The following is a 24,825-nucleotide window of genomic DNA, read 5'->3' as shown; positions in this document are numbered from 1 at the left end:
TTCAACAACATATCATCGTGAAATATGTAAAATCTCATAAATAGTAACATCGTCCATTACATCTATTTCAGGCTTTTCCTTATAAAAACTGAATTGACTATATCCCCACTTATCCGGATTATAAACTATTACATTTCCTAAACATTTTTCTATGCTTTGCACATTTTCATTTACTTTATTTAATTGCGTCCCAATCAGCGATTTACTTTGAGAAATACTTCCTACATATTCAACAGCATATCTACTTTTTCTAAAATCATTACTTAAATTAACAACTAATGGAACACCTATATTTATTTGTTGCCACCCAAACGATTGCAAAATATTATCGTAATACCCTTCGAATATAAATTTGTTCATCCCTTTATGACCATTCCACATATATAAAGGTGCATAACAGTTATAGAAATTCCCATCCTTACCTGTCTCAGTAATTAAATAAGCCTTAAAATTTAGTTCTTGAAAACCATCAGTTTTAAACCCATTATCCTTTACCCTTTTTTTAATAATCTCCATGTCATAATCCTTTGGTAAAATGACCTTATATTGCATTCCAATCATGATTATCACTCACTTTCGATCTTATATACATAATGATAAACCGATGATTGGCTGACGTAAAATAGGTATAAATTATGTTTGGTATCATTTATAATGATACCGTATAAGGGGCTGAAATAAATGGAAATAAATGATCTTATTATATTTAAAACTGTAGCTAACGAAGGATCTATTAGTAAAGCTGCTAAAGAGCTAGGCTATGTACAACCAAATGTAACTGAGCGAATCAAAAAATTAGAACAAGAATTAGAAACACCTTTACTACATAGAGATAACAAAGGTGTTTCCCTGTTACCTTCTGGTGACATTTTATTAGACTACACGAATAAAATATTAGCTCTTTTAGAAGAAGCGAAAGATGAAATTAAAACAAGTGCTTCTTCTTATGTAATAGCGACGTCACAATCTATTTTGACAAATTATTTAAGTATGCGTATTAAAGAAAATTTCAGGAATTATCAAATATATATAGAAAGTAGTAGCCATTTACAAAAACTACTACAGCAACAAAAAGTTGATATGGTCATAACTTATGAGGATTATCCCGACGCAGCGTTTAAAAAAGTATTCACCACTTCAATTTCTGTAGGCTTATTAAAAGCGAAAGAACAGTTTAACATTGACTTTTCAAAAGAACTTTTCTTTGTTAGTAACGATAAAAAGTGCCCTTTTAGAAATATGACAATACAATTTCTAAAAGAAAACAATCTATCCCAGCATCAACTTCAACAGTTAGATTCTTATTCGTTTATTGAAGAGTTTATTGTTGAGGGAAATGGGATAGCTTTTTTACCGATTAGAAATGATAAATTAGTTCCAGTTGAAAATGTCGCGGTTGAAAAACTACCTATTAACTTCTTTACAACTCGAGACTTAGATAAAGTGATTCCAGGTGAACTATTTAATTAATAAAGAGGCTACACTTGTCGTATTTTACGGGTAAATAGATATCCCTTTTCGGATCGCTAATATAACTTCATATACTATCGTACGGATTAATAAAATAAAAAAGGATGTTACCTAGTTAATATGTTTAACTACTAGGACATCCCTTTTCATCTTGAAGACTTATTTCACACGTTCTGTTCCACCCCTGTACTCTTCTCCTTCTTACTTCTTTTATAATTCTTCAACTTCTTAATCGTTCCAACTAATCCTTTTGGAAAAACTAACAACACGATAATGTATAATAAGCCTAGAATAATCGTCCATCTTTCAAAGATCGGATATTCTGTTGCTAGTTCTGATAAATAATATTTCAGTGATTCAATAATTCCAGCTCCAGCAATGGCTCCGATTAACGTTCCAACTCCTCCAATCATTGTCATCAATAATGCGTTTAGCGTCATTTCAATTGAAAATACAGTCGTATTTACAAAACGCAATGTGATAACGAATAAACCACCGCTAATCGCAGCCACTACTCCTGCCACTACACTTGCGATAATTTTATAATGAAGAACTTTATATCCAAGCGCTTCAACACGTTGTTCATTTTGGGAAATGGCCTTTAATACTTTTCCAATTGAAGACTTTGTGAAAAGACGTAACAAGATGAAAATGACGATTAGACATATGAATGTTATATAATAAAATGTAAAACGATCACGGAATATATCTGGTACACCAAATGTAAATCCATCTCCTCCGTGAGTCAGTGAACGCCATTTTTCAGCAAGTACAAAAAACAGCTGGGAAATAGCGAGCGTTAACATTGCATAAAAATGACTTTTCAAACGTAATGAAAGCATACCAATTATATAACTAACGATGGCTGATACAATAATTGCGGCTGCTATTCCTATAAAAAAGTTTGTGATAGACACTCCTTGCCGATCAAATAAGAGTGCCACACCATACGCTCCTATTCCAAAGAACATACAATGACCGAATGAGACAATGCCTGTATAGCCAAGTAGAACATCAAAGCTCATAGCGAAAATAGCAAAGATGAAAATTTGAGTGAACAAAATTAACAAGCTCCGTGAATCATTTACGAATGGAAATACACTTAAACAAACGAGCATAAAAACTCCGAAGTATACTTTAATTCGATCCGATGTGCTGTTCACCATTTCACCCCTTTTCACCAACAAGTCCTGTTGGCTTCACTATTAAGAAAAATAGTAACATTAACATATTGATTGCTAGAGATAAATCTGGCACATAATACGCTGTAAAAGCACCAGCTAATCCAACAATTAAAGAAGCGATTGCTGAACCTTGCACACTACCTAATCCTCCAATGATAACTACTATAAAGGCTAAAATTGCATACTGCATACCCATCTCAGCGAAAATAACTCCTGAATATGGCGCTAGTAGGAAACCACCTAATGCTGCCATCCCCGCTCCTAATAAAAAGACAAACGAGAATATCGCTTTTACGTTAATTCCGAGAGCTTGAACCATCTCTTTATCTATTACACCAGCGCGAATCATTAGCCCTATCTTTGTTTTTTTCAGCAGTAATAGTAAAGCGATGTAAATTAGTATCCCGATTAAAATAACGAATAGGCGATATTTTATTAAGATAACTCCTCCAAATGTAAAACTTCCTTGAAGCCATAACGGTAATTTTGCAGCAATTGGATTAGGTCCCCAAAATATTTTGATGCACTCACTAAGAACAAGCATACCTCCGAGTGTAACGAGAAGCTGCCGAACATGGTTTCCATACACTGGTCTAATAAGAAATCTTTCTAAAATAAAACCGAGAAGCATCCCCATAGCGACTGCTCCGATTAATGCTAATAAATAGCTACCTGTCAGATTGAATAGCCAAACGCCTATAAATGCTCCCCATGCAAATAAACCGCCATGTGCAAAATTCAGTACGCTCATTAAACCGAAAATAAGTGATAGACCAGAAGCTAATAAAAAAATCAGCATCCCTGTCGAAACGCCGTTTACAAATAAGTTAATTAACACATCCACGTTCTATCCCCCCGTATCAATGTTAAGAAATACCTAAATATTTATGACATGTTTCCTTATCCTCTCGCAGTGCATTCATAAAACCGTTATGCACAATGCGCCCATTATCCATAATGTAAAAATAATCCCCGATTTGACTAGCCATCATAAAATTTTGTTCAACAAGTAAAACTGTCGTTTTCTCCTTCATTTTCAAAATAGCTATCATTAATTTTTCTATCATAATTGGAGACAGCCCTTTACTCGGCTCATCAATAAGCAGTAGTCCATCACTATTAATATATGCTCTTGAAATAGCCAACATTTGCTTTTGTCCTCCACTTAAAAGCCCACTTTTCTTATGCCAAAATTGTTTTAAGTCTGGAAATAGTTCTAGCATCCAATCTATTTTCTCTTCAGATTCTTTTCCCCTAGCAAGTGCAAATGTCTCTTCTACTGTTAAATCATGAAAAATCCCTTGATTCTCTGGTACATAACCTATACCTTTTCTTGAAATTAAATGTGTAGATAATCCATTTACTTGTGCACTATCATAATAAATTTCACCATTTGCTATCCGGTGAAATCCCATAACCGACCGCAATGTCGTTGTTTTTCCAGCCCCATTTCTTCCAAACAATACTGTAATCGTTCCCTTCTCAACCGAAAGGGACACTCCTTGTAAAATATGAAACTGATCTAAATACGTCTCTATATTATTCACTTGTAGTAGTACCACTATATAATCCCCCTAAATAAGCACTTTGTACACGCTCATCTTTCATCATTTCTTCCGGCAATCCTTCAGCCAATAACTCACCATGAAATAAAACAATAAGATGATCTGATAAATCTAGCACCATATCCATTTTGTGTTCGATAAGTACGATTGTGCTATCTGGATTCTTTTTAATATTTTCGATTACTTGTAATATAGCCGGAACTTCCTCAACTGAAATACCTGCTGTCGGCTCATCTAGTAGTAATACATCTGTCTTTAATGCTAACAACATAGCAAGTTCTAGCTTTCTTTTTTCTCCGTGAGCTAAGTCTTTAGCTAATACGTCTCCTTTCTCGTGAAGGAGTACTGTCTTCAAAAGACGTCTCGCTTCTCCAGTTTGCTGCTTTAACTTGGCTGCATTCGGAAAGAAACTGTAATAATCCTGAACAAACGATTGAACACTTAAACGCACATTTTCAAGTACTGTTAGCTCTGGAAAAATATTTGTCAGCTGAAAAGAACGACCAATCCCCAAACGCGTTCGATCTGAAATTGATAATTTTGTAATATCCTGCCCTTTAAAATAAACTTCACCTTTCGTCGGCGAAATTTGCCCACTTAATAAATTGAATAGTGTTGTCTTTCCAGCGCCATTCGGTCCAATTATTGAAATGAGCTTTCCTTTTTGTACCGTTAAATTAACATCCTTAATAACATGATGATCCCCAAAAGACACACAAAGATTTTTCGTCTCTAACAAATGTGTCATGAAATCCCTCCCACAGAAAGCCATGTTTATGAAAGAAATAAGTATAAAGAGGGTATCCCCTCTTTATACAAAAACAACAGAAAATTCAGTCTATTTATTTTGAACAGACGGTTCTGTTTCTTTCATTGTTAATTCTCGCTCTAACACTGGTACAGGATAATCAACACCCTCTTGCTTTTTCAGCGTTATAGAATAAAGAGTTTGTAATGCTTGATGATCCTTTTCTCTAAATTTCATCTTTCCTTTCGGTGTCTCAAATTCCATCCCTTCCATTTTCTTAATAAGTGTATCTACATCTGTATCGCCCTTCGTTTTCTTTAAAGCTTCGACAATAGAAATTGCTGCTGACATTCCTCCTGCTGTAAACAAATCTGGAACAGCACCATTAAAACGTTTTTTATGTTCTTCTACTAGCCAATCGTTCACCTTATTCTTTGGAAGTGAGTGATAATAAACGGAAAACCCTTGCATCCCCATTAGCGCATCCATCGTTTTTAATGCTGGTATATCAGGTGCACCAGTAGAAATTTTAATCCCTTGCGCTTCCACATTCATATCTTTCAACTGTTTCCATGGTGAATTCGCACCTGCCCAAACGATAAATAAATAATCTGGTTTTGAGCTAATAATATTTTGAATATTCGCAGTGAAATCCGTTGAATTCGTATCCGCGTATTGCTCGTTTACAATATTCGCACCTAATTTCTTCGCTCCCGCTTTAAATGCTGCAATTCCTTCACGACCGAAAGCATTATCTGGAGCAAACGTCGCAATCTTTACATCTTTTTTAGCAATTGAGGCAGCCCCAGCAATCGCGTCTTGTGAAGAGTTTCTTCCTGTTCTAAAAATATATTTATTCCAGTTCTTCCCGGTAATACTATCAGCAACTGCCGGTTCTACAACCATAATTTTTTCATATTCTTCAGCTAGTGGTAATACTGCTAATGTATCACTTGAACTAGACGATCCGACTAAAAAATCAACTTTCTCTTCTTCTAATAATTTTGTAGCCTTTTTAACTGCTACATCTGCTTTCGTTTCTGTATCTTCTACAACAAACTTAATCTTCTTTCCTTCTACTTTCCCTGTTCCACCAGTTGCATAGTCTAACCCTAATTCAAATCCATTTACCGTTTGTTTTCCATAAGATTCTAATGGACCTGTTAATGAAGCAAGAACCCCTACCTTAATCGTTTTTTCATCTTCTGTACTTGTCTTCTTTCCTGAACAAGCCGCTGTTACTAATAATGACCCTAAAACACAACCAGTAACCATCGTTCTTAGCCATTTACGTTTTTTCATCGACATTGTGATCCTCCCCATACTTTTCTTTCTGATAGAATCAAACACGCCAAATTCCCCTGCCCGTAATCATGACTTTAAAATTGGTAATGGAAACTCTTGTAGTAACCTCTACATTCGGCATAAATCTATAATCACCTTCCTATTAAATGGAAACGGACATACAATCAATATATATTCGGTTGTTCAAATGAAATTACTGTTTCACTACATTAATCATCACGCAAAAAGCTGCAAATAATTGACTTAATACATTAAGTCAATTATTTGCAGCTTACCTAAAAAACGATTAAAAAAATGGATTAATTATTTTCGACCTTCTCTAACCCTTCAGCCAATTGTTTCTTATCTAGCCCTTCTCCTATTACTACTAAGTTTGTCGGGAAGCCGAAGTCTTGTTCCAGTAAAGTCGGTACCCCGAACGAATATTGGAATAGATGCGGGTATTTATCTCCATGGAATTTCACAAATCCTTTTACGCGATAAATACTATCTGGTAAATTCGAAAGCCATTCGTATAATATATCTTGATCAATCGATTTCGTAAATTGATACGTCATCGTTTGTATATGTAAATGCTGTTTAACATGTAGTGTCTCATGTTCCCCATCATTCGTAAATTCAGCTTCTTCTATGTCTTCTAAAGATATATTACAATATTTTGTTTCGTACAGCTTCGCATGATTATTTATTGCTTTTACATCTTCAAATACTTTATTTTTATCTTCCTCTGTTAATAAATCTGATTTATTAATGAGAATATGACTTCCATATTTCATTTGCTCATGTAATAGCTGTTGTACATTTGCGCTTAATATGCTTCGGTTTAACCATCTTACTGCATCTAATACGACTACTATAGATTTCACTTCAAGGAAAGGAGCTAAAATTGGTGATACACATGCATCTAACACTTCAATTGGATGTGCGACGCCTGTTGTTTCTATATAAATTACATCCGGTCTTTCCTGTTGATATAGTGAATGTAATTGTATTTCAAGCTCTTCTTTTAACGTACAACAAATACATCCTTTCAGAAGTTCCTTTAACACATTCTCTTTTCCAATAATATCTGTATCTACCGAGTATTCACCGATTTCATTCATCAAAACTGCAACTTTTCTATTTTTCTTCTTTTCTGCTAATAATAAATTTTGCAGCAATGTTGATTTTCCGCTACCTAAAAAACCACCTAATATATGAATTTCTACTTTACTCATTTGACCGACCATCCATTTCTCTACTTCAAATTTCTTCAAAGCGTAATTATTACGATTTATATTTATCATTTTATTAAAAGAATACTTATTTGTAAACAAAACTGCTAGATTATCGTTTCATTTTCATTCACTTCATGAGCAACTCTAATTCCAGACTCGATTGCTCCCTGCATCCATCCATGTGTTAACGTCGTATGTTCTCCTGCAAAGTGCACTCTACCCGCTGGCGGCGTAATATATGGAAACAATTCAAGCTCTTGCCCTGGTTCAAAAGCTGTAAATGCTCCGCAAGAATACGGATTTTGACTCCAGCTAAAAGATTCTCCCGCAACATACTCACTATAAACCACATTCCCATAAATTTGCGCTAAATTTTTCAATGCATAACGAATACGTTCTCTATTCGGGAGACTATCCCACGTCAACGCTTCATCTGCCCACGTATAGCTTGCTATAACGATAGCTGCCCCTGGTGTCTGAATGCCATAGCTCGGATAATATGTAAAACGTATCGGTAAATCGGTAATAGATTTCCCACCACACTGCCCCGCTCTTTCCCAAAATCTACTTTTGAACTCTATCGCAATTTTAGTCGCTGCAATATAATTCAATTCACGAATTGCCCGTCTTTTATAATAAGAGAATAAATGATACGGCTGGACTTCTACAAATCGCAAAGCTGAAAATGGAATTGTGACAATAGCGATGTCACCAGTTACTATACATGAATTTAACGTTTGTTCATGTGTTACTTGCATCATTACTTTATTATCTTCCTGTATAATTTTTTCTACTTTATACGGCATAAAAATATTATCCTTTAGCTCTGGTAAAAATGAATTTGGTAATGCGTCCATCCCGCCTGTTATCTCATAATATTTCGTCGTTGAAGTGAAAAAGATCATTTCGCGTAATACTTCAATTAAAGACATTCCCATGTATGCTTCCATATCAAGAAGTACTCCGATCATATCTATTGCCCCATCTGAATAATACTCGGTTAAAAATGAACCGAGCGAATATGTTTTATACTTTTTTTCAACAATAATCCAGTTTTTATTAGGATCTTTCTTAATATAATTAAGTATCGGTTCCAATACCTCTAACATTAATCCTTCTGCCGTTTTCCCCCTTTCTTTATTTAAAACTGGATATCCAAGTACACTTGGGTCCTTTTCAAACACATCCAATCTCGTTCTTTTGTTATTCGTATAAATTATATCTGAAGAAGTTTTATTAATAAAAAGGTTTAACGGTAGTTTAAATTTACGAATGTAGGATAAAGTTAAATCATGAGTATCCGGAATACGCATAGGGCCTGCGTTAAAATATAACCCTGCGCTAAATGGTTCACGAATCGTATACACCCTGCCACCTATTCTGTTATTCGCTTCTATAATCGTTACCTCGTGTCCAGACTCTTTTAATAAAGATGCTGCAACTAACCCAGACATCCCTGCACCGGCAATTGTAATCCGTTTGGGGTTATTTGTTTTGGCAAGCCCTTCATGAATAATTTGAAGCATTTCTTCCATCGATAATGGATTCCCCATGCCAATTCCCCTTTTATGAAGGATTTTACTGAATTATATTCGTTTAACGGGATTACTATGTTTCATTCAAGTAATTGAGCGGATACATTTTCAATTACTTGAATATCTTTTATAAAATGTAATAAAATAGATATGAAACTATAGAAGTAAGACGTATTATCTTACATAATAAAATTAATGAAATTGCGAGGAATTTTGAAATGAAAAAAGGTATTAACCGTGTTGTATTAGTAGGAACAGGAGCAGTTGGGTGTAGTTATGCTTACTGCATGATTAACCAAGCTGTAGCTGAAGAATTTGTTTTAGTGGATGTAAATGAAGCAAAAGCTGAAGGAGAAGCAATGGATTTAAGCCATGCGGTTCCTTTCGCACCAGCTCCAACAAAGGTTTGGAAAGGTAGTTATGAAGATTGTAAAGACGCAGATCTTGTTGTAATTACTGCTGGGTTACCACAAAAACCAGGTGAAACACGCTTAGACTTAGTTGAGAAAAACGCTAAAATTTTCAAGCAAATTGTTCGTAGCATTATGGATAGTGGATTTGATGGCATCTTCTTAATCGCAACTAACCCTGTAGATATTTTAACTTACGTAACTTGGAAAGAGTCTGGATTGCCAAAAGAACGCGTAATTGGTTCTGGTACAACTCTTGACTCAGCTCGTTTCCGCTATATGTTAGGTGAGTACTTCGACATTGGGCCTCATAACATTCACGCTTATATTATCGGAGAGCACGGTGATACAGAACTTCCTGTTTGGAGCCATGTATCAATTGGCATTCAAAAACTAGAAACGCTTCTTGAAAAAGACAACACATATAACCAAAAAGATTTAGATGATATTTTCATAAACGTGCGTGATGCAGCTTACCACATTATTGAACGAAAAGGTGCTACATACTACGGCATCGGCATGTCACTGCTGCGTGTTACGAAAGCAATCTTAAACAATGAAAACAGCGTATTAACTGTATCAGCATACCTTGAAGGTCAATACGGCCAACAAGATGTTTATATTGGCGTACCTGCTGTCTTAAACCGCGGAGGCGTTCGTGAAATTTTAGAAGTTGAATTAAGTGAAGAAGAAGAATTAAAATTCGATCACTCTGTTCAAGTATTGAAAGAAACAATGGCTCCTGTTCTTTAATCATATATTTTAATCAAAAAAGCAATCCAATTTATATTGGATTGCTTTTTTATATTTTTACAGTTCCCCCTCAATTTAAACGGTAATATTATCTATAATAAAGTGAAACTTTAATCAGTGGGGGTTTTGTTCATCCCCCACTGATTATCAGCCCTCACCAATCGGGCGTTTACGGACAGTTTATCTCCCACCTAACTTCTTTGCTCCACCCGAATTTTGAGGTGGGAGTTTTACTGCCCGTTAATGCGGGATAGAAGGGAGTGATTTTATGAATGATTCTTGGACAATTGTCATCCTCTTACTAGCTGTAGCGGCATTAATACTTTTTCTCTTTTTAATCATCCGAACATTATTTCCAACCAAAAAATATGATAAGAATCTCGGATTGATTCTTATTATTTTAAGCTTATTAGCAATACCGATCAGTATCTTCCTTATAGGAGGATGGGCAGGTATGGGGGTCGGCATAATCGCGGTGTTTATTTTTACTGCTGTTATTATAGCTTTAATTGCAAATAAATTTATAAAACTACCTCCTCCAAAGAAAAAATAAGAAATAACCGATGTTTTCCCCAAAAGACAACATCGGTTATTTCTATCACTTATTATTTTTAATCGATTTATCATTATTTACGTCAAGTACATCTAATAAAAAGATAAAGATCGGTATCCCGATAATAAGCCCCCATATTCCGAGGAAATGCTCTGAAAAGATGAGAATCATAAATGTATAAAAGACAGGCAAATTCGTTTTTGCAGACATAAATTTTGGATTTAAAAAATAACTTTCAAGAGCATGGATTATTGTAATGAATACTAGTATGTATACAACATACATAACTCCACCGACGTTATAGGCAATGATACAAAGTGGAAACAGGGAAATAATAACACCAGCAACTGGAATCAAACCGAGTAGAAAGACCATGACAGCTAATACAAGGAGCTGTGGAAATCCTAAAATGACAAGTGCGATTACAGTGAGCACACAATTGACAACCGCAATTAAAAACTGTGCTTCAATCACCTTTCCAAACGATCTCGCAAATCTTTCGCCGAAATATGCAATCTCCTCATAAAAAATCTTTAATTTACTATCTTTAAATTTAGACGTGAATGAAATAATCCGCTCTTTTTCTAATAAGAAAAATAAGCTTAGAATAAGAGACAATAGTATTTGCAAACTTACCTTTCCTATGTTTGCTATTGATTGATAAATGACATCCACACCTTGTTCAATATATTTTGATACTTCCATTTCATTAATTGCTGAAAGTACGTATCTAATCATCTCATTATCAGGTGGATGTTGAAAAAACAATTTAAATTGATAAATTAATTGTGAAATTTGTATCGTTAGTACCGGTAAATACTTATACAATGTTGTGACAATAAAGGTCACTAATATTATATATAAACAAGCAATAACTACCTTCCTATTTACTTTCAACTTCTTTGAAATAAACCGTTGAAACCGATCCATTAAAAATGTCAGTATAAACGTAATCAAAATTAAATTGATCATACTTTTTAATCCATATAATACAAATGCTAATATTATTAAAACGAGAAACCGTTGAAACCCTCTACTTCGAAAAAAATTTTTCACTTCATTCATTAAGATTTAACCTCCCCCTTCAATGGATGGAAATTGATATATTGCAACACACACTTATTCATTGTAATACTATTACATTTTATGAGCTTCTATAGACAATCTTTCTTACTAATTGGGAAGAATCCTTTTTTTCTTTTTTATTGTCGGATTTTTTTATCTAATACTTTTCTAAAAACTACTTTATCAACTCTATATTTTAGGAGATCGTCTATTTTTAGATTGCTGTTCATACGCATATCCAATATTAAAAAGTTCTTTTTCACCAAACTGTTTCCCAACAAACACTACGCCTACAGGCTGACCATCAGAATCATACCCTGCCGGCACTGCTAATTCTGGATAACCAGCCACAGCTGATAGAAGAACTTCATCGTTATTAATCATCACAAGAGCATCCAAACCTTTTTCTACTAAATACCTATCTAGCTCTTTTCTTGCATTTTCTTGACTCGTTTGAACTACTTTTTCAAACTCATCTTTCGTTATAGCAGATTTTTCAGACCCCTCAATTAATGTTTGTCCATATTTCATTCGTCTTTTACTATCTTTTTTATTAAACGCTATAATCTCTTCTAACGATTTTACAGGCACATTTTTTTGCTTCGAAAGATAGTCGTTAACATTATGCTTGAACTCATATTCTAATGTTTGCAGATTATCTACACCCTCGCTGTTTAACTGAATATCATCAGTCAATATCGCACCTGCATCTTGAATGTCTTTTCTAATCTTTTCTGCTACTGCTTTTCTATTTTCATCTTGTTGATCTACAGAAAAAAGAATCCCTATCTTTTTCCCTTTTAATCCATCTATCGATAAATCATTCGTATAATTTATTCTATCTCTATCTTTCATTTTTTCTGTCATAGCATCTTTTTCATCATAACTTACCATTGTATTAAATAACGTTGCCGCGTCTTTTACCGTTCTTGCCATAGGCCCTGCAGTATCAAGCGTTTCAGCTAACGGAATAATTCCAGTTCTACTAACCATACCTAAAGATGGACGTAACCCAACTACTGATTGTTGCGTTGCCGGTGCTACAATGGATCCCGTCGTTTCCGTCCCGATTGCAAGCGGTGCAAAATCAGCTGCAACTACTGTAGCAGATCCTGAACTCGATCCTGATGTATCAAATATAATCGGACCATATGGATTTAAATTTTGTCCTTTCTTCCCACTATACCCACTTGGCATTGTGAAAGATAAATAATTCGCCCACTCAGACATATTTGCTTTCCCTAAAACAAATGCACCTTCTTCTTTCATATTCTTCACAATCGTCGCATCTTCATCTGCAATCCAATCTTTTAATACATAAGTTCCTGCGCTTGTCGGCATCACTTTTTCCGTTTGTACATTATCTTTTACTATAACCGGAATGCCGTATAAGTTCGATTTCTTATTTAAAGCCCTCTCTTTATCTAACTTTCTCGCTTCCTCCATTGCATTTGGATTAATCTCTGTAACAGCATTTAATGATATTCCATTTTGGTCGTGTTCTTGTATTCTAAAAAGATAAATACTCGTCAATTCTTTATATGACAATTTTCCATCATCGACCATTTTTTGAAGCTCATCCACAGTCGCATTTACAACTTCTTTTTCTTTTATCTTTATATTATCTATGTCGATCCCTTTAAGCTGATTATGTATCGGTTTTAACACTCTGTCTTTATCATATACAATACGTTCAGGTTCCTTCGGAAAATAATTTTTATACACGTAATATCCTCCGGCACATGCCACTAGGACAATACCTCCGGCGATAGACAACGTTATTTTCACCCATTTTTTCATGTTGTTTCCTCCACTCTAAAAGTTGCTCATTTATATAAAAAAGAGAGTTACCTTTTACTTAACTCTCTCCAGTCAAAATGCTAAATGAAAAAATGAAAGATTTCAATCTAATTACTTCTTTTTTGCATTTGCTTCGCTAATAATTCCTTCACTTGATTATACGTTAATCCTGAATCTTTATTTAAACGTTTTACTTCCTCAACATCAGTACCTACTACTGTATATTTTTTCTCATCATTCATTTTTCCACTTCCCTTCTTACTACGTTATTTCTTATATTTTTTCCCTAAACTCTTATAAATTAACACAAATACAATTAAGGACACTGTACGAAACTCAATGGATAAAGGCAGTTACGTAAGAGGAAAAGATAAAAAAATGTCGAATTTATATACTAATTGAATTTAAGGACATGGAGGTTACATTTTGAAAACATATGAGTTTAAACATAACATTCCAACATTAGAAGAGTATAAATATTTGTGTGATTCTGTTGGATGGACTAATTATATGAATTTTGAAGTAGCGGATACTTCACTGAAGCATTCTATTCACTGCATCACAGTCAAAGATAATGAACAAATTATCGGCATGGGGAGAATTGTTGGCGATGGATCTATCTATTTCTATATTCAAGATATAGTGGTTCATCCAGATTATCAGAAACATGGTATCGGGAAAGAAATCATGCATCGTTTGATTGCATACTTAAATGAGAATGCCCCTGATAAGGCGTTTGTCGGTTTATTTGCATCACAAGGTAAAGAATCGTTCTATGAAAAATTTGATTTTAAAAATTACTCACCAAACATGACGGGGATGTTTACTGTCATTTCAAAAACATGATAGATTTTTAATTGTAGGGAAAACTTCGCTTCGTATGAAAGAAATTATTCTTGCAGTAACCTTTTCCACAATCGAATTTAAACATTACATACGAAAGGAGAGTACATATATAGCTAATATGTACTCTCCTTTCATTTATTTAACTCTGTATATTTTAAATTTCTTAATAAAATTTCACTACATCTTCAGTAGGTAAGAACGTTCTTTCTCCTGGTTGTTCATTTGGCTCACCAAATGGCATTTGTCCTACTAAACTCCACTCTGCTGGAATGTTCCATGTTTCTTTCACTTCAGCATCTACGATTGGATTGTAATGTTGTAATGATGCGCCAATTCCTTCAGCTGATAATAACATCCATACAGTATGTTGTAACATTGCATTTCCTTGATGAGACCAGAATGGGAACTGATCTTTATATAATGGTGCATTTTCTTGCATTTTTTCTACTGTTGCTTGATCTTCAAAGAATAACACAGTCCCAACACCTGCATGGAAACCTTTTAGTCTTTCTACAGTCGCTTCAAAGTTTTCTGCTGGCACGCGTGATCTAAGCGTTTCTTTTACGATATCCCAAAACTTTTCATGCTGTCCATCCATTAATACAACCATACGGCCACTTTGCATATTGAAAGAAGTTGGTGCATGTAAAGCTGTTTTTAATACTTCTTCAATTCTTTCCTTTGTAATTGCATCATTTTTTGTTACTTTACGAATTGAACGACGGTTCACGATTGCTTCTTTTAAGTTTGTTGTAGTTGCTGACATTTTAATTCCTCCAAATGTATGTTTTTTTATTTAAACAAATCAATTCGATTCTTTCATGCAAAACGAATTAGCAATATCCATCCGTATTACATTGCATGCCTTCAAATGAATTTGTTTTATCCTTTTCCATTTCTTTATCAATTACTCTTTCTAGCGTTTCTTTACTAGCAAGCCCTTGAATGACCTCATCACCAATCATGACAGTTGGTACCGCCATAATATTCGCTTCATCATATGCATGCTTAATTGCTGCTTGATGCTTTTCTTTATATTTACGTGTTACTAAAGCATCTTTAAATTCAGCTTCAGGAAGCCCTACTTCTACCGCTAATTTTGTTAACACATCAATATCTTCAATGTTTTGTTCTTCTTGGAAAAATGCTGTAAATACGCGGTGATGATATTCATTTCCTAGTCCACGCTCTTTCGCAAATTGACATCCTTCAAAAGCTAAATGTGTATATGGATGCGGAGAAACACGTGGCAGACGCATATCGATTCCTAATTTTTTCGCTGTAGGAAGAATGAAAGCATCCCATGAGCCTAATTTTTCTGGCTCATTCCATGGATCTATTTTTGAATATGGACTTGGACGTAATTCAAATGGCATCAATTCAATTTCTACATCTTTCTCTTTCGCTACTTCATCTAATGGACCTTTTGCTAAAAAACAAAATGGACATATAAAGTCTGAGTATACTTTCATTTTTACAGTCATAATTTTTACACCTTACCTTTATAGTTGTAATCAAAACAGTTACATCGATAACAAAAAAATATAGATACTATTTTAAGCATTCATTTTCTCTTGTAAAGATTCAAACAACTGCCCCATCGTAATATTTTTCAAAACTTCTTCCATCGCGGATTGTGCTTGAATTAATATAACTTCTAACACCACTTGAATATTCGCGCCAATTGGACAATCTGGATTTGGTTGCTCATGAATATGAAATAGTTTATCCTCTTCCACTACATTTACTGCATGATACACATCTAACAACGTGATTTCATGTAAATCCTTTAATAATCCCGCGCCACCTGGTCCGCGATTTACGTAAACAAATCCAGCTTGTTTCAAGTACGACATAATTTTACGGATTACTACCGGATTTGTATTTACACTTTCAGCCATATAGTCTGAAGTACAAAGTGAAGATGGATTGTTTTTCAAAATAGATAAAATATGAACAGCTATAGAAAAGCGGCTACTAATTTTCATCGTAATCACCATCTTGATGTAATCATTATAGTTACAACTAAAAAATAAGTCAATCCTTTTCATAGATTTTTTATAAGCAAATTAAAAAGTGTCCCATTATGATATATGAGACACCTCTTTTTATTCTGCAAATAGCGCTTGAAATTCTTCAATAAATAGCTGCACAGCGATTGAAGAATCCTTTAATGAAGGAACAGCTAAAGCAATTTCTCTCCATACTTGCGGTTCCAATTCTCTCGTTTGCACATTCTGTGGTAAATTCGTTAAAGATAATTCAGCTAATATTGCAATACCTAATCCTTCTTGAATCATATTTAAAGCTGTAGTAACTGTCGAAATTATATACTCAGCCCGAAGTGGTACGTTGGCTTGTTTAAACATATCAATAATGGGTGGTTCGTATCCGCCCTTACATAATATAATCGGTTCATTCTCTAAATCACTAATTGTAATAAAGTCCTTCTTACAAAGAGGATGATCCTCTCTTAAGATAACAACCATTTTCCCCTTCGTTAATGGGACAATCTCCATATCTTTATTAGGCAAAATAACAATTCCTATATCAACAACCCTCGATACTAACCACTCTTCAACTTCTTTAATCGTCCCTTCACAAAGAACGACTTCTAAGTTCGGATACTTCTCCTTAAAAAGATTTATCATTTTGGGTAAGAAATGTGCAGAAGCACTTGGAAAACTCCCAATTCTAATCGTCCCAACTTCGTGTCCTTTCTCCATCGCCACCTCTTGTTCAATCTTCTCAACACCGTTCAAAATCTCTCTAATATGTACAAGAATTCTGTTTCCAACATCCGTAACGATTAACCCTTTTCGTTTATCGCGTATTAGAATAGTAACTCCTAACTCTGACTCAATACTTGAAATCGCATGACTAACGGCTGGCTGTGTCATATTTAACTCCCCGGCTGCCTTCGTAAAACTACCTAACTCAACAGTTTTTATTAATACTTGAAGTTGTGTAATGGTCATAACTAATCACTTATACTCCTTATAAAAAAGATTCATTTTATTTATCATATTCGATATCATATCATAGTGAAATGAATGACAACAAGGAGGTCTTACCGTGACACAGCTTTCTCGAACTAAAGCGACAATAATCCTTACCTTTCTCGTTATTATGTGGGGAATTAATTGGCCGTTATCAAAATTCGCTTTGCATTACACACCACCCGTACTCTTTGCAGGGATTAGAACATTAATAGGAGGATTTATCCTACTTATTTTCGCATTACCGAAATACAAACAGTTAAATTTAAAGGAAACTTGGCATCTATATTTTATTTCATCTTTACTCAATATTATTTTATTTTACGGATTACAAACTGTCGGACTTCAATACATGCCCGCCGGACTATTCTCCGCAATCGTATTTCTCCAACCTGTCTTACTCGGCATTTTCTCATGGATTTGGCTTGAAGAGGCAATGTATGGCTTGAAAATTTTCGGACTTATTCTTGGATTTATTGGTGTAGGGGTTATTAGCTCTAGTAGTTTAACTGGACATATTTCTATTATCGGTGTTCTACTTGCTTTAGGCTGTGCTATCGGCTGGGCACTCGGTACAGTATTTATTAAGAAAACTGGACACCGCGTTAATGCCATTTGGATGGTAACACTTCAGCTTATTATTGGCGGACTTTGCTTAATCGGATTTGGTTCAGAATTTGAAAGCTGGTCTAACATCGCTTGGAGTATACCATTTGTAAGTGTACTACTATTCATCTCATTCTTTGTTATTGCAATGGGGTGGCTTGCTTACTTCACACTCGTTGGAGCTGGTGAGGCAAGTAAAGTTGGAGCTTATACATTCCTTATCCCTCTTATCGCTATTATTGTAAGTTCAATTTTCTTACATGAGGCAATTACGATTAGCTTATTCATCGGACTTTTATTTATTGTAGTAAGTATTTGTTTTGTAAATATAAAGCCGAAAACACTTGCTGTAGGGCAGCAAGTTGAAGTGAAATAAATAGACATAAGAAAGAGCCTACTTTTTGTAGGCTCTTTCTTATGTCTATTTTGTGTACCATCACTTTAAGTACCAACAAAAAGGGAAATCTCTCTTTTTGTTATAACTATCCATATCAATAATCTTTCAGCTCTATCCCGTTAGCAGCTTTCGCTATCATTTTCGAAATCATCTTAAATTGTACAACCATAATGGTTGGTATACGCAACATTAAGTTACGAAGAAAGATTTTGAAGTTTGATTTTTCAACCATACTCCCGGCAGCCATTAATCCTATTTTTTGATTTTTCTCAACAAACTTTCTCATTTTTTGTTCATAGGCAATAAATGCACGGGCGAAGTCGCCATCTGCAGCTTTGAGTTCACCAGCTAATACAAAAGCCCCGACAAGCGCCAGGCTAGAGCCTTGACCCGATAAAGGGGATGGGCCATACGCTGCATCGCCTACCAATGTAACCCTCCCCTTTGACCAGGTCGGCATGTGAATCTGGCATATCTCGTCAAAATAAAAGTCTGTCGCATCTCTCATTGTCTTGAGTAGATGCGAGGTTTCCCAACCTGTCTGGCCTAAGAAGGCATTTTCTACAAGTTTCTTTTGAGATTCTATATCATAGCGGTCGTACTTCAATGCCTCTGATTGGAACAAGAACATCCCCCTTGCTTCGGTATTGTCACGAGCACTATACATACCTACTGTTTTGCCTGGTATCGTATAAAGCAGCTGGTGGTGGTCGAGGTTAAGGTAATTCTCGAGGTTAAAAATTGAGATATAACAGCCAAGGGTACGTTTAAACTGTGCTTCGTCACCAAAAGTTAAGGTGCGCACATTAGAATGGAGCCCGTCCGCACCGATGACCAGGTCAAATTTCTGTGGCTTGCCATGAATAAATTGAACTTCTACACCAGCTTCAGTATCATGTATAGTGGTAATCGAATCGCCCCAAATATATTCAACCGTATCCTTGGTTAAATCGTACAAAATGTTACTAAGATCGTCACGCATGATTTCTATGTCCAGACCCTGCTGGTTCCCCATACTCGCTTCGCTTATTTGACCTTCGAACTTACCCTCGCTGTTCACGAAATAAACACCAGTCATGTTCGTGTCAGCTGCACGAACTTGATCAAGTATGTCCATCCCCTTAAGCACCGTAATAGCTGCACCACGGATATCAACCCCGTAACCACCCGTGCGCAATGCTGGTGCACGTTCTATTACAGTCACGTCGAATCCGTGGCGTTGAAGCCAGTAAGCAAGTGCCGGGCCGGCAATGCTCGCACCAGAAATAAGGACGCTCATCGTTTGTATCATAATTGCTTATTCACTCCTATCCTAATTAAAGCCTTAACATCTCCACAGTATATTCACGACCTATTCTACTTATTTACCACAACAAAATAACAGGAATTTAATTTTCCAACAAAATGGTCCACTTCAAAAAGATACGTCTTTTTATATGCACCCCTCGATTTTGATTAAAAATTAATTTCAGTAGCTTTCATAAATATTTAATATAAAAATTGTGTCTCAACTTTCCGCTCAGCTGAGCAAATATTCTTGTGGTTTCATTCTTCTCATGACCAAGTAAGCTTTTTATTACTTCAAGTGGCTCACCGTTGTTAATCATATATGTAGCATAGCTGTGAAGTAATTGATAAGGATGAATACTCTATTTAATCTCAGTACAATTTGATATACGTTTGATAATAAATCTTAGGTTATCAATACTTATTCGTCTTTTGAGCCTTCTTCCCGTAATAAACAAACAAGGCCCCTCATCATCTCTTTCATCTAGATACCTTTTTAACCAAATAGTGCAACGAGTATTAAAGTATACTTCCCTTTCTTTAACACCTTTCCCATGCACAATGACAGCATTCGTTGAGAAGTTAATATCATCACGATTCAGTTTTACGACTTCCCCAATACGGCAGCCCCTAGAATACAAAAATTCAAATAATGATATGATTTCTCTCGTTGTATTGGGATGTTTATAAACCATCAATTTTTCGTTCCTCTCCTATTCTTCATACTTTTGTTCATTAGCCAAAGTAGGAAGAATAAGAGCTTTTTTATATACAAATAATAAAGCTCAAGGAGTTGTTGACATGAATTTCATATTAAATATTTTAGGGATTTTCATTGTAATATTATTCGTTTTCCTATGTTCGCCTAATAAAAGAAAAATAAAATGGAGACCAATCAGTATTCTAATAATATTGGAACTTTTTATTACATGGTTTATGTTAGGTACCAAATTGGGTAGTATCATAATTAATAAAATTGCGTCATTTTTCAGCTGGCTACTATCATGTGCGAATGAAGGTATTCGATTTGCATTTCCTTCAGCTATGGAAAATCAAACAATTGACTTCTTCTTTAGCGCATTACTTCCTATCATTTTTGTTATCACTTTTTTTGATATTCTTTCTTATTTTGGAATTTTAACTTGGATTATCGATAAAGTAGGTGCAATCATTTCAAAGATTTCTCGTTTACCAAAGTTAGAAAGCTTCTTTTCCATTCAAATGATGTTTTTAGGAAACACGGAAGCACTTGCAGTTGTTCGTGATCAATTATCTGTTTTAAAAGAAAATCGTTTGTTGACTTTTGGAATTATGAGTATGAGTAGCGTCAGCGGTTCCATTCTTGGTGCTTATCTATCAATGGTTCCAGCAACATATATTTTCAGCGCCATTCCTTTAAACTGTATTAACGCATTAATTTTAGCCAATGTTTTAAATCCTATAGAAGTCACTAAAGAAGAAGATATTATTTATTCACCTTCAAAAAATGAAAAAAAAGATTTCTTTTCTACCATTTCAAACAGCATGTTAGTTGGGATGAATATGGTTATTGTTATTTTAGCCATGGTAATTGGATATGTAGCATTAACAGCATGTTTAAATGGGATTTTAAGTTTTTTTGTAACAGGTTTAACAATTCAAAAAATCTTCTCTATTATCTTTAGTCCCTTCGCTTTTTTACTCGGTGTATCAGGCAGTGATGCTATGTATGTTGCTGAATTAATGGGGATTAAAATAACAACGAATGAATTTGTTGCAATGATGGATTTAAAATCACACCTAAACTCTTTACATCCGCATACTATTGCAGTTGCAACAACATTTCTAGCCTCTTTTGCTAACTTTAGTACAGTAGGCATGATTTATGGAACTTACAATTCATTATTTGGCGAAGAAAAATCATCAATTATCGGTAAGAATGTTTGGAAGCTTCTTGTTAGTGGAATGGCTGTTTCTTTATTAAGTGCTATGCTTGTGGGGCTTTTTGTATGGTAAATGAATATCGAAGATACTTGACACCCTTACGGATGAAATTTATGTACACAGTGCAAGGCATAAGAAAATCTGTCCCTCTTATCTTCTTAGCCAAGAAGAATCCCTCCTCAAGGAAAGTGAAGAGTATATTACAGTGAGCACGCAGGATTTGAATTAGCCATTTGAATTAGCAAAAAATTGTTGCTGCAGTCAGTAGTGGAATAAATCCTTTTAAAATATATACAATAAACATATTGAAAAGTTTTATCGAGGGGAGTCCAATACATATACTGTGTTTATCAAGTTGGAGTAAGGCACCTTAGGGTGTCTTTTCTTTTTTCTTAAAGGACCTGCTCAATTAATTCGTAAAAACATAAAGGAAATTGAATCCGTTAAAATACATGAGTCTACCCTTGTTTCCCCCCTTATTAAAGGAGGAACTATTATGGGATTTGGTGGTAGTTGCGGCGGAGGTTGTGGTTTTTCTGGAGGATTTGCTTTATTAGTTGTATTATTTATTTTATTAATCATAGTTGGAGCTGTTTGCTTCTGCTAAAAAAACATCAGAAAAGGCACTCCTATATGAGTGTCTTTTTTCTATACGGGATGGCGTCGGGAAAATGCGAATTTACAAAGTTAAGGAAATTTATTAAAGAGCCCAATTCCTCAGCAATAAAATTGAGAATTGGGCTTTCTTCGTTACTATAGTGATAGGTAAGCTTTTGACGTTATCGCCCGTTTTCCCCTCACTCCACACCTACTTGGTTGTCTATTTTTTACGACGTACTACAAAAATACAAGTACCCACCGACGATACAATTGCCAAAATAGATAAAACAATCGCCATTACTTGCATATTACTAGTGCCTTCATTCTTTTCTACACTAGACACTTCACCATGTTCTCCTGTCAATGACGCACCTTTGGCAATCGTAGTAAGGGAATGTGGTTTCTCAGCTTTCTCATCACCTGTCCATTCAACAATTTCTCCGTCTTTATATTGCTGATATGCACCCCACGCTATTTTTTGTTCTTTATCTGGATTTTTAGCGACGAAAGTAAATCGCTGGAACTGACCAGGTAAAATCCCATCTCCTGTTACTTCCCATATTACAGTTTTAACTTTTCCAGCTGCATCTTTTTGTTCTTCCACTTTCCATCCTGGTACTGGCTCATACTGTTGAAACTCGACTCCAGATGGTATTTTCAGTGTAACTTTTGTTGTTGCCATATTCTTTTCAACTGGTACCTTTATTGTGTATGTCTCCCATGAGTTAACATCCGAAGTTGCTGGTTGCACAGTTACGTGAGCACTAACAGGTATCGAAAAAATTCCCATTGCAATTATTGTTGCGATCATTGTTGTTCCTAATTTTTTTATACGCTTCATTTTCTATTAACTCCTTTTCATCTGTAACGTCCCTTTATCTGCCACCTACAATAAATTTATAATCTGTATCGAAGCTATCAAGAGATTTTGTTAATCCATGAACATGTATATTCCAGTTTCCTGTCATGTTAATATACATGCCTTCCGCTTCATATTCTCCCGGTGAAACGGCTGAAACCTTAAATGAACCTTTTCCCATATTCATATCTAACGATTGAGTAGTCAATATAATTTGTTCCATTTCAGTAACAGGCTGTCCGTTCTCATCCTTTAAAGTAATATGAAATGTATTCTGTCCTACCTTATTAGGGCTTACATGTAAAGTAATTTCATATCCATTATCTAATTGTTTACTCTCTGTAAAAGGTCCAGTAGGAGGCATCGGCGGTGTTTGTACGTTTGTCATAAAAGCTACGATTACGAAAATGATAATTCCAATGATAAACTCTACTTTCACCGTAACTCCTAATCCTTGCTGTGCTCGCATTTTCCCTCTCACATAATGAATAATTCCCAATACCCCCATGAAAACAAATAAGAGCATCTTCGCTAATAAGGCCAATCCATACTTCGTATCAAATAGGGAATGGATCGTGGGAATAAAAAATGTACTGTTAAAAAGGCCTGTTAATAAAATCACTATGACAGCACCTGTTGCCCATGGTGAAAAACGCTTAATTGCATCCCAATACATAGTCCACTTGTCATCCTCTTTACGTAAAAGAAGAATAATCGATGATAGACCGCCAATCCATAATGAAGCTGCGAATAAATGCAGAAAATCCATCACGACAGCAATGTCTTTAAACTTTAAACCATATGCGTGACTATTAATGGCTTTCATAACAAGTAACCCAACAAACAGTAGCATTGGAATGCTCCATACTTTAAACGACGAAAGTTTCTCACGCTTCACTGCAAAATAAGTAATAATCATAAGCATACTAATAAGAGCCATTTGAGTTATCCATACATAACCAAAAACAGATAGTTGTAATGTTTCTTTTAATAATATAGGATCGAATGCTTCTAGCCATGAAACATCAGCATTTATTTTCGCTTGCAATGGTAAATTGAATAGTAAACTAATGAATATACCAAATAATGAGATCCATATTATTTTTTTACTATTTGATCGAACAAGGGTTGCATTCCCTTTATATATAATAAGATTAAAGAATAGAACTCCTAAAAATAGTGAGAAACTTGTATATAGAATCCCGCGTTCCACAATCATATCGATTTGTGGAACGTAACCCATCTCCTCTACTTGTACATCTTCCCCTCCCGCTGCAGCTGGCCCAATACGGAACGGAATAACTCCTTGAATTGGATGTCCATCAGCTGAAATAGCTTTCCACTGAATAGAATAGAGACCGTCTTTAAGATTCTCCTTTAACCCTGCTTCTAATAATTTTTTATTTTTTTTATCAATATGAGCATCTTTTAAATCTACTCTTTTACCTGAGGTATCTCTTACAAACAATGTATTAAAGTGTGAAACTTGTATATCCTCATCAAATTCAATTTTCACAACAGTTGGTGCTTTCTTCAACGTTTCATTTTCAGCAGGGTTTGATTTTAAAACATACGCATGAGCAGACGCGCTTTTTGGGATTAATATGATAAACACGCACGCGATTAGCAACCATGCCCCTAATCTTCTTATTACTTTCACACTCATTTCACTTCTTTCTTCTTCATCGCTACACTTTCATTAC

25 protein-coding genes and 1 pseudogene are annotated in these 24,825 nt (G+C 35.0%); 7 read left to right on the top strand and 19 right to left on the bottom strand.

The window, feature by feature from the left end; all coding sequences use genetic code 11:
- Positions 1 to 12 precede the first annotated feature (12 nt).
- Positions 13 to 561: a DUF4865 family protein gene (locus MRBLBA3_RS13055; protein WP_212090324.1), complete on the bottom strand. Its 549-nt coding sequence runs from the start codon at positions 559 to 561 to the stop codon at positions 13 to 15.
- 120 nt (positions 562 to 681) lie between these two features.
- Here MRBLBA3_RS13055 and MRBLBA3_RS13050 point away from each other — a divergent pair, with 120 nt between their 5' ends.
- Positions 682 to 1,470 carry a LysR family transcriptional regulator gene (locus tag MRBLBA3_RS13050; RefSeq protein WP_212090322.1) on the top strand — a complete coding sequence of 263 codons (789 nt, stop codon included), beginning with the start codon at positions 682 to 684 and terminating at the stop codon, positions 1,468 to 1,470.
- Between the two features lie 164 nt (positions 1,471 to 1,634).
- Here the strand turns inward: MRBLBA3_RS13050 and MRBLBA3_RS13045 are convergent, their stop codons facing one another.
- The 7 genes from MRBLBA3_RS13045 to MRBLBA3_RS13015 all read right to left on the bottom strand — a co-directional run bounded on the left by MRBLBA3_RS13045 (position 1,635) and on the right by MRBLBA3_RS13015 (position 9,042).
- On the bottom strand, positions 1,635 to 2,588 hold the full coding sequence (locus tag MRBLBA3_RS13045; RefSeq protein ID WP_002094641.1) for a branched-chain amino acid ABC transporter permease: 954 nt from the start codon (positions 2,586 to 2,588) through the stop codon (positions 1,635 to 1,637).
- Positions 2,589 to 2,637: 49 nt separating this feature from the next.
- Positions 2,638 to 3,498 (bottom strand): branched-chain amino acid ABC transporter permease, encoded by an 861-nt coding sequence (locus MRBLBA3_RS13040; protein ID WP_363381565.1) that lies wholly within the window; start codon positions 3,496 to 3,498, stop codon positions 2,638 to 2,640.
- Between the two features lie 22 nt (positions 3,499 to 3,520).
- Positions 3,521 to 4,216, bottom strand: a complete 696-nt coding sequence (locus MRBLBA3_RS13035) for an ABC transporter ATP-binding protein (RefSeq protein ID WP_212090301.1) — start codon at positions 4,214 to 4,216, stop codon at positions 3,521 to 3,523.
- Positions 4,194 to 4,967: an ABC transporter ATP-binding protein gene (locus MRBLBA3_RS13030; RefSeq protein ID WP_000149305.1), complete on the bottom strand. Its 774-nt coding sequence runs from the start codon at positions 4,965 to 4,967 to the stop codon at positions 4,194 to 4,196. Before MRBLBA3_RS13030 ends, MRBLBA3_RS13035 begins: the two co-directional genes overlap by 23 nt.
- A 90-nt stretch (positions 4,968 to 5,057) precedes the next feature.
- Positions 5,058 to 6,275 carry a substrate-binding domain-containing protein gene (locus MRBLBA3_RS13025; RefSeq protein WP_212090297.1) on the bottom strand — a complete coding sequence of 406 codons (1,218 nt, stop codon included), beginning with the start codon at positions 6,273 to 6,275 and terminating at the stop codon, positions 5,058 to 5,060.
- 296 nt (positions 6,276 to 6,571) lie between these two features.
- Positions 6,572 to 7,489 (bottom strand): CobW family GTP-binding protein, encoded by a 918-nt coding sequence (locus MRBLBA3_RS13020; RefSeq protein WP_212090295.1) that lies wholly within the window; start codon positions 7,487 to 7,489, stop codon positions 6,572 to 6,574.
- A gap of 104 nt (positions 7,490 to 7,593) precedes the next feature.
- The gene (locus MRBLBA3_RS13015; protein ID WP_212090293.1) at positions 7,594 to 9,042 is read right to left on the bottom strand and encodes a flavin monoamine oxidase family protein; all 1,449 of its coding nucleotides are present in this window, start codon (positions 9,040 to 9,042) and stop codon (positions 7,594 to 7,596) included.
- Between the two features lie 200 nt (positions 9,043 to 9,242).
- Here MRBLBA3_RS13015 and MRBLBA3_RS13010 point away from each other — a divergent pair, with 200 nt between their 5' ends.
- Positions 9,243 to 10,187, top strand: coding sequence for an L-lactate dehydrogenase (locus MRBLBA3_RS13010; RefSeq protein WP_000715316.1), 945 nt, complete (start codon positions 9,243 to 9,245; stop codon positions 10,185 to 10,187).
- A gap of 268 nt (positions 10,188 to 10,455) precedes the next feature.
- Complete coding sequence (locus tag MRBLBA3_RS13005; protein ID WP_098501095.1) at positions 10,456 to 10,740, top strand: YesK family protein; 285 nt, start codon at positions 10,456 to 10,458, stop codon at positions 10,738 to 10,740.
- 45 nt (positions 10,741 to 10,785) lie between these two features.
- On the opposite strand, the gene MRBLBA3_RS13000 is transcribed toward MRBLBA3_RS13005, so the two are convergent.
- From MRBLBA3_RS13000 to MRBLBA3_RS12990, 3 genes are all read right to left on the bottom strand, one after another.
- Positions 10,786 to 11,805: an AI-2E family transporter gene (locus MRBLBA3_RS13000; RefSeq protein ID WP_212090291.1), complete on the bottom strand. Its 1,020-nt coding sequence runs from the start codon at positions 11,803 to 11,805 to the stop codon at positions 10,786 to 10,788.
- 189 nt (positions 11,806 to 11,994) lie between these two features.
- Complete coding sequence (locus tag MRBLBA3_RS12995; protein WP_328023035.1) at positions 11,995 to 13,605, bottom strand: amidase family protein; 1,611 nt, start codon at positions 13,603 to 13,605, stop codon at positions 11,995 to 11,997.
- A gap of 107 nt (positions 13,606 to 13,712) precedes the next feature.
- Positions 13,713 to 13,847, bottom strand: a complete 135-nt coding sequence (locus MRBLBA3_RS12990) for a hypothetical protein (protein ID WP_000997340.1) — start codon at positions 13,845 to 13,847, stop codon at positions 13,713 to 13,715.
- 184 nt (positions 13,848 to 14,031) lie between these two features.
- On the opposite strand from MRBLBA3_RS12990, the gene MRBLBA3_RS12985 reads away from it, so the two are divergent.
- The gene (locus tag MRBLBA3_RS12985; RefSeq protein WP_000860618.1) at positions 14,032 to 14,451 is read left to right on the top strand and encodes a GNAT family N-acetyltransferase; all 420 of its coding nucleotides are present in this window, start codon (positions 14,032 to 14,034) and stop codon (positions 14,449 to 14,451) included.
- Between the two features lie 163 nt (positions 14,452 to 14,614).
- On the opposite strand, the gene MRBLBA3_RS12980 is transcribed toward MRBLBA3_RS12985, so the two are convergent.
- The 4 genes from MRBLBA3_RS12980 to MRBLBA3_RS12965 form a co-directional block, all read right to left on the bottom strand.
- Positions 14,615 to 15,217 (bottom strand): nitroreductase family protein, encoded by a 603-nt coding sequence (locus tag MRBLBA3_RS12980; RefSeq protein ID WP_088007776.1) that lies wholly within the window; start codon positions 15,215 to 15,217, stop codon positions 14,615 to 14,617.
- Between the two features lie 67 nt (positions 15,218 to 15,284).
- Positions 15,285 to 15,935, bottom strand: a complete 651-nt coding sequence (locus tag MRBLBA3_RS12975; protein WP_363381559.1) for a DsbA family oxidoreductase — start codon at positions 15,933 to 15,935, stop codon at positions 15,285 to 15,287.
- A 72-nt stretch (positions 15,936 to 16,007) separates the two neighbouring features.
- Positions 16,008 to 16,439, bottom strand: coding sequence for an Rrf2 family transcriptional regulator (locus MRBLBA3_RS12970; protein WP_000704078.1), 432 nt, complete (start codon positions 16,437 to 16,439; stop codon positions 16,008 to 16,010).
- 120 nt (positions 16,440 to 16,559) lie between these two features.
- A complete protein-coding gene (locus tag MRBLBA3_RS12965) occupies positions 16,560 to 17,429 on the bottom strand; it encodes a LysR family transcriptional regulator (RefSeq protein ID WP_000156751.1) in 870 nt (289 codons plus the stop codon).
- 97 nt (positions 17,430 to 17,526) lie between these two features.
- On the opposite strand from MRBLBA3_RS12965, the gene MRBLBA3_RS12960 reads away from it, so the two are divergent.
- Positions 17,527 to 18,432 (top strand): DMT family transporter, encoded by a 906-nt coding sequence (locus MRBLBA3_RS12960; protein ID WP_016129156.1) that lies wholly within the window; start codon positions 17,527 to 17,529, stop codon positions 18,430 to 18,432.
- 115 nt (positions 18,433 to 18,547) lie between these two features.
- On the opposite strand, the gene MRBLBA3_RS12955 is transcribed toward MRBLBA3_RS12960, so the two are convergent.
- A complete protein-coding gene (locus MRBLBA3_RS12955) occupies positions 18,548 to 19,744 on the bottom strand; it encodes an FAD-dependent monooxygenase (protein WP_212090281.1) in 1,197 nt (398 codons plus the stop codon).
- A gap of 187 nt (positions 19,745 to 19,931) precedes the next feature.
- Positions 19,932 to 20,435: pseudogene (locus MRBLBA3_RS12950) on the bottom strand (tyrosine-type recombinase/integrase).
- A gap of 106 nt (positions 20,436 to 20,541) precedes the next feature.
- Between MRBLBA3_RS12950 and MRBLBA3_RS12945 the strand changes: the two are divergent.
- Positions 20,542 to 21,735 (top strand): NupC/NupG family nucleoside CNT transporter, encoded by a 1,194-nt coding sequence (locus tag MRBLBA3_RS12945; protein WP_001009374.1) that lies wholly within the window; start codon positions 20,542 to 20,544, stop codon positions 21,733 to 21,735.
- Between the two features lie 424 nt (positions 21,736 to 22,159).
- Entirely contained in the window at positions 22,160 to 22,270 is a 111-nt protein-coding gene (locus MRBLBA3_RS12940; protein WP_212090277.1) for a YjcZ family sporulation protein, read from the top strand.
- A gap of 213 nt (positions 22,271 to 22,483) precedes the next feature.
- Here MRBLBA3_RS12940 and MRBLBA3_RS12935 read toward each other — a convergent pair whose 3' ends face one another.
- A complete protein-coding gene (locus MRBLBA3_RS12935; protein ID WP_363381555.1) occupies positions 22,484 to 23,104 on the bottom strand; it encodes a YcnI family protein in 621 nt (206 codons plus the stop codon).
- Positions 23,105 to 23,138: 34 nt separating this feature from the next.
- Positions 23,139 to 24,788 carry a copper resistance CopC/CopD family protein gene (locus tag MRBLBA3_RS12930; protein ID WP_212090273.1) on the bottom strand — a complete coding sequence of 550 codons (1,650 nt, stop codon included), beginning with the start codon at positions 24,786 to 24,788 and terminating at the stop codon, positions 23,139 to 23,141.
- Between the last annotated feature and the right edge of the window lie 37 nt (positions 24,789 to 24,825).

It is taken from the genome of Bacillus sp. LBA3-1-1.1, assembly GCF_040676495.1.
GTDB lineage: Bacteria > Bacillota > Bacilli > Bacillales > Bacillaceae_G > Bacillus_A > Bacillus_A nitratireducens.
This window is presented reverse-complemented; position numbering and strand designations above follow the sequence as displayed.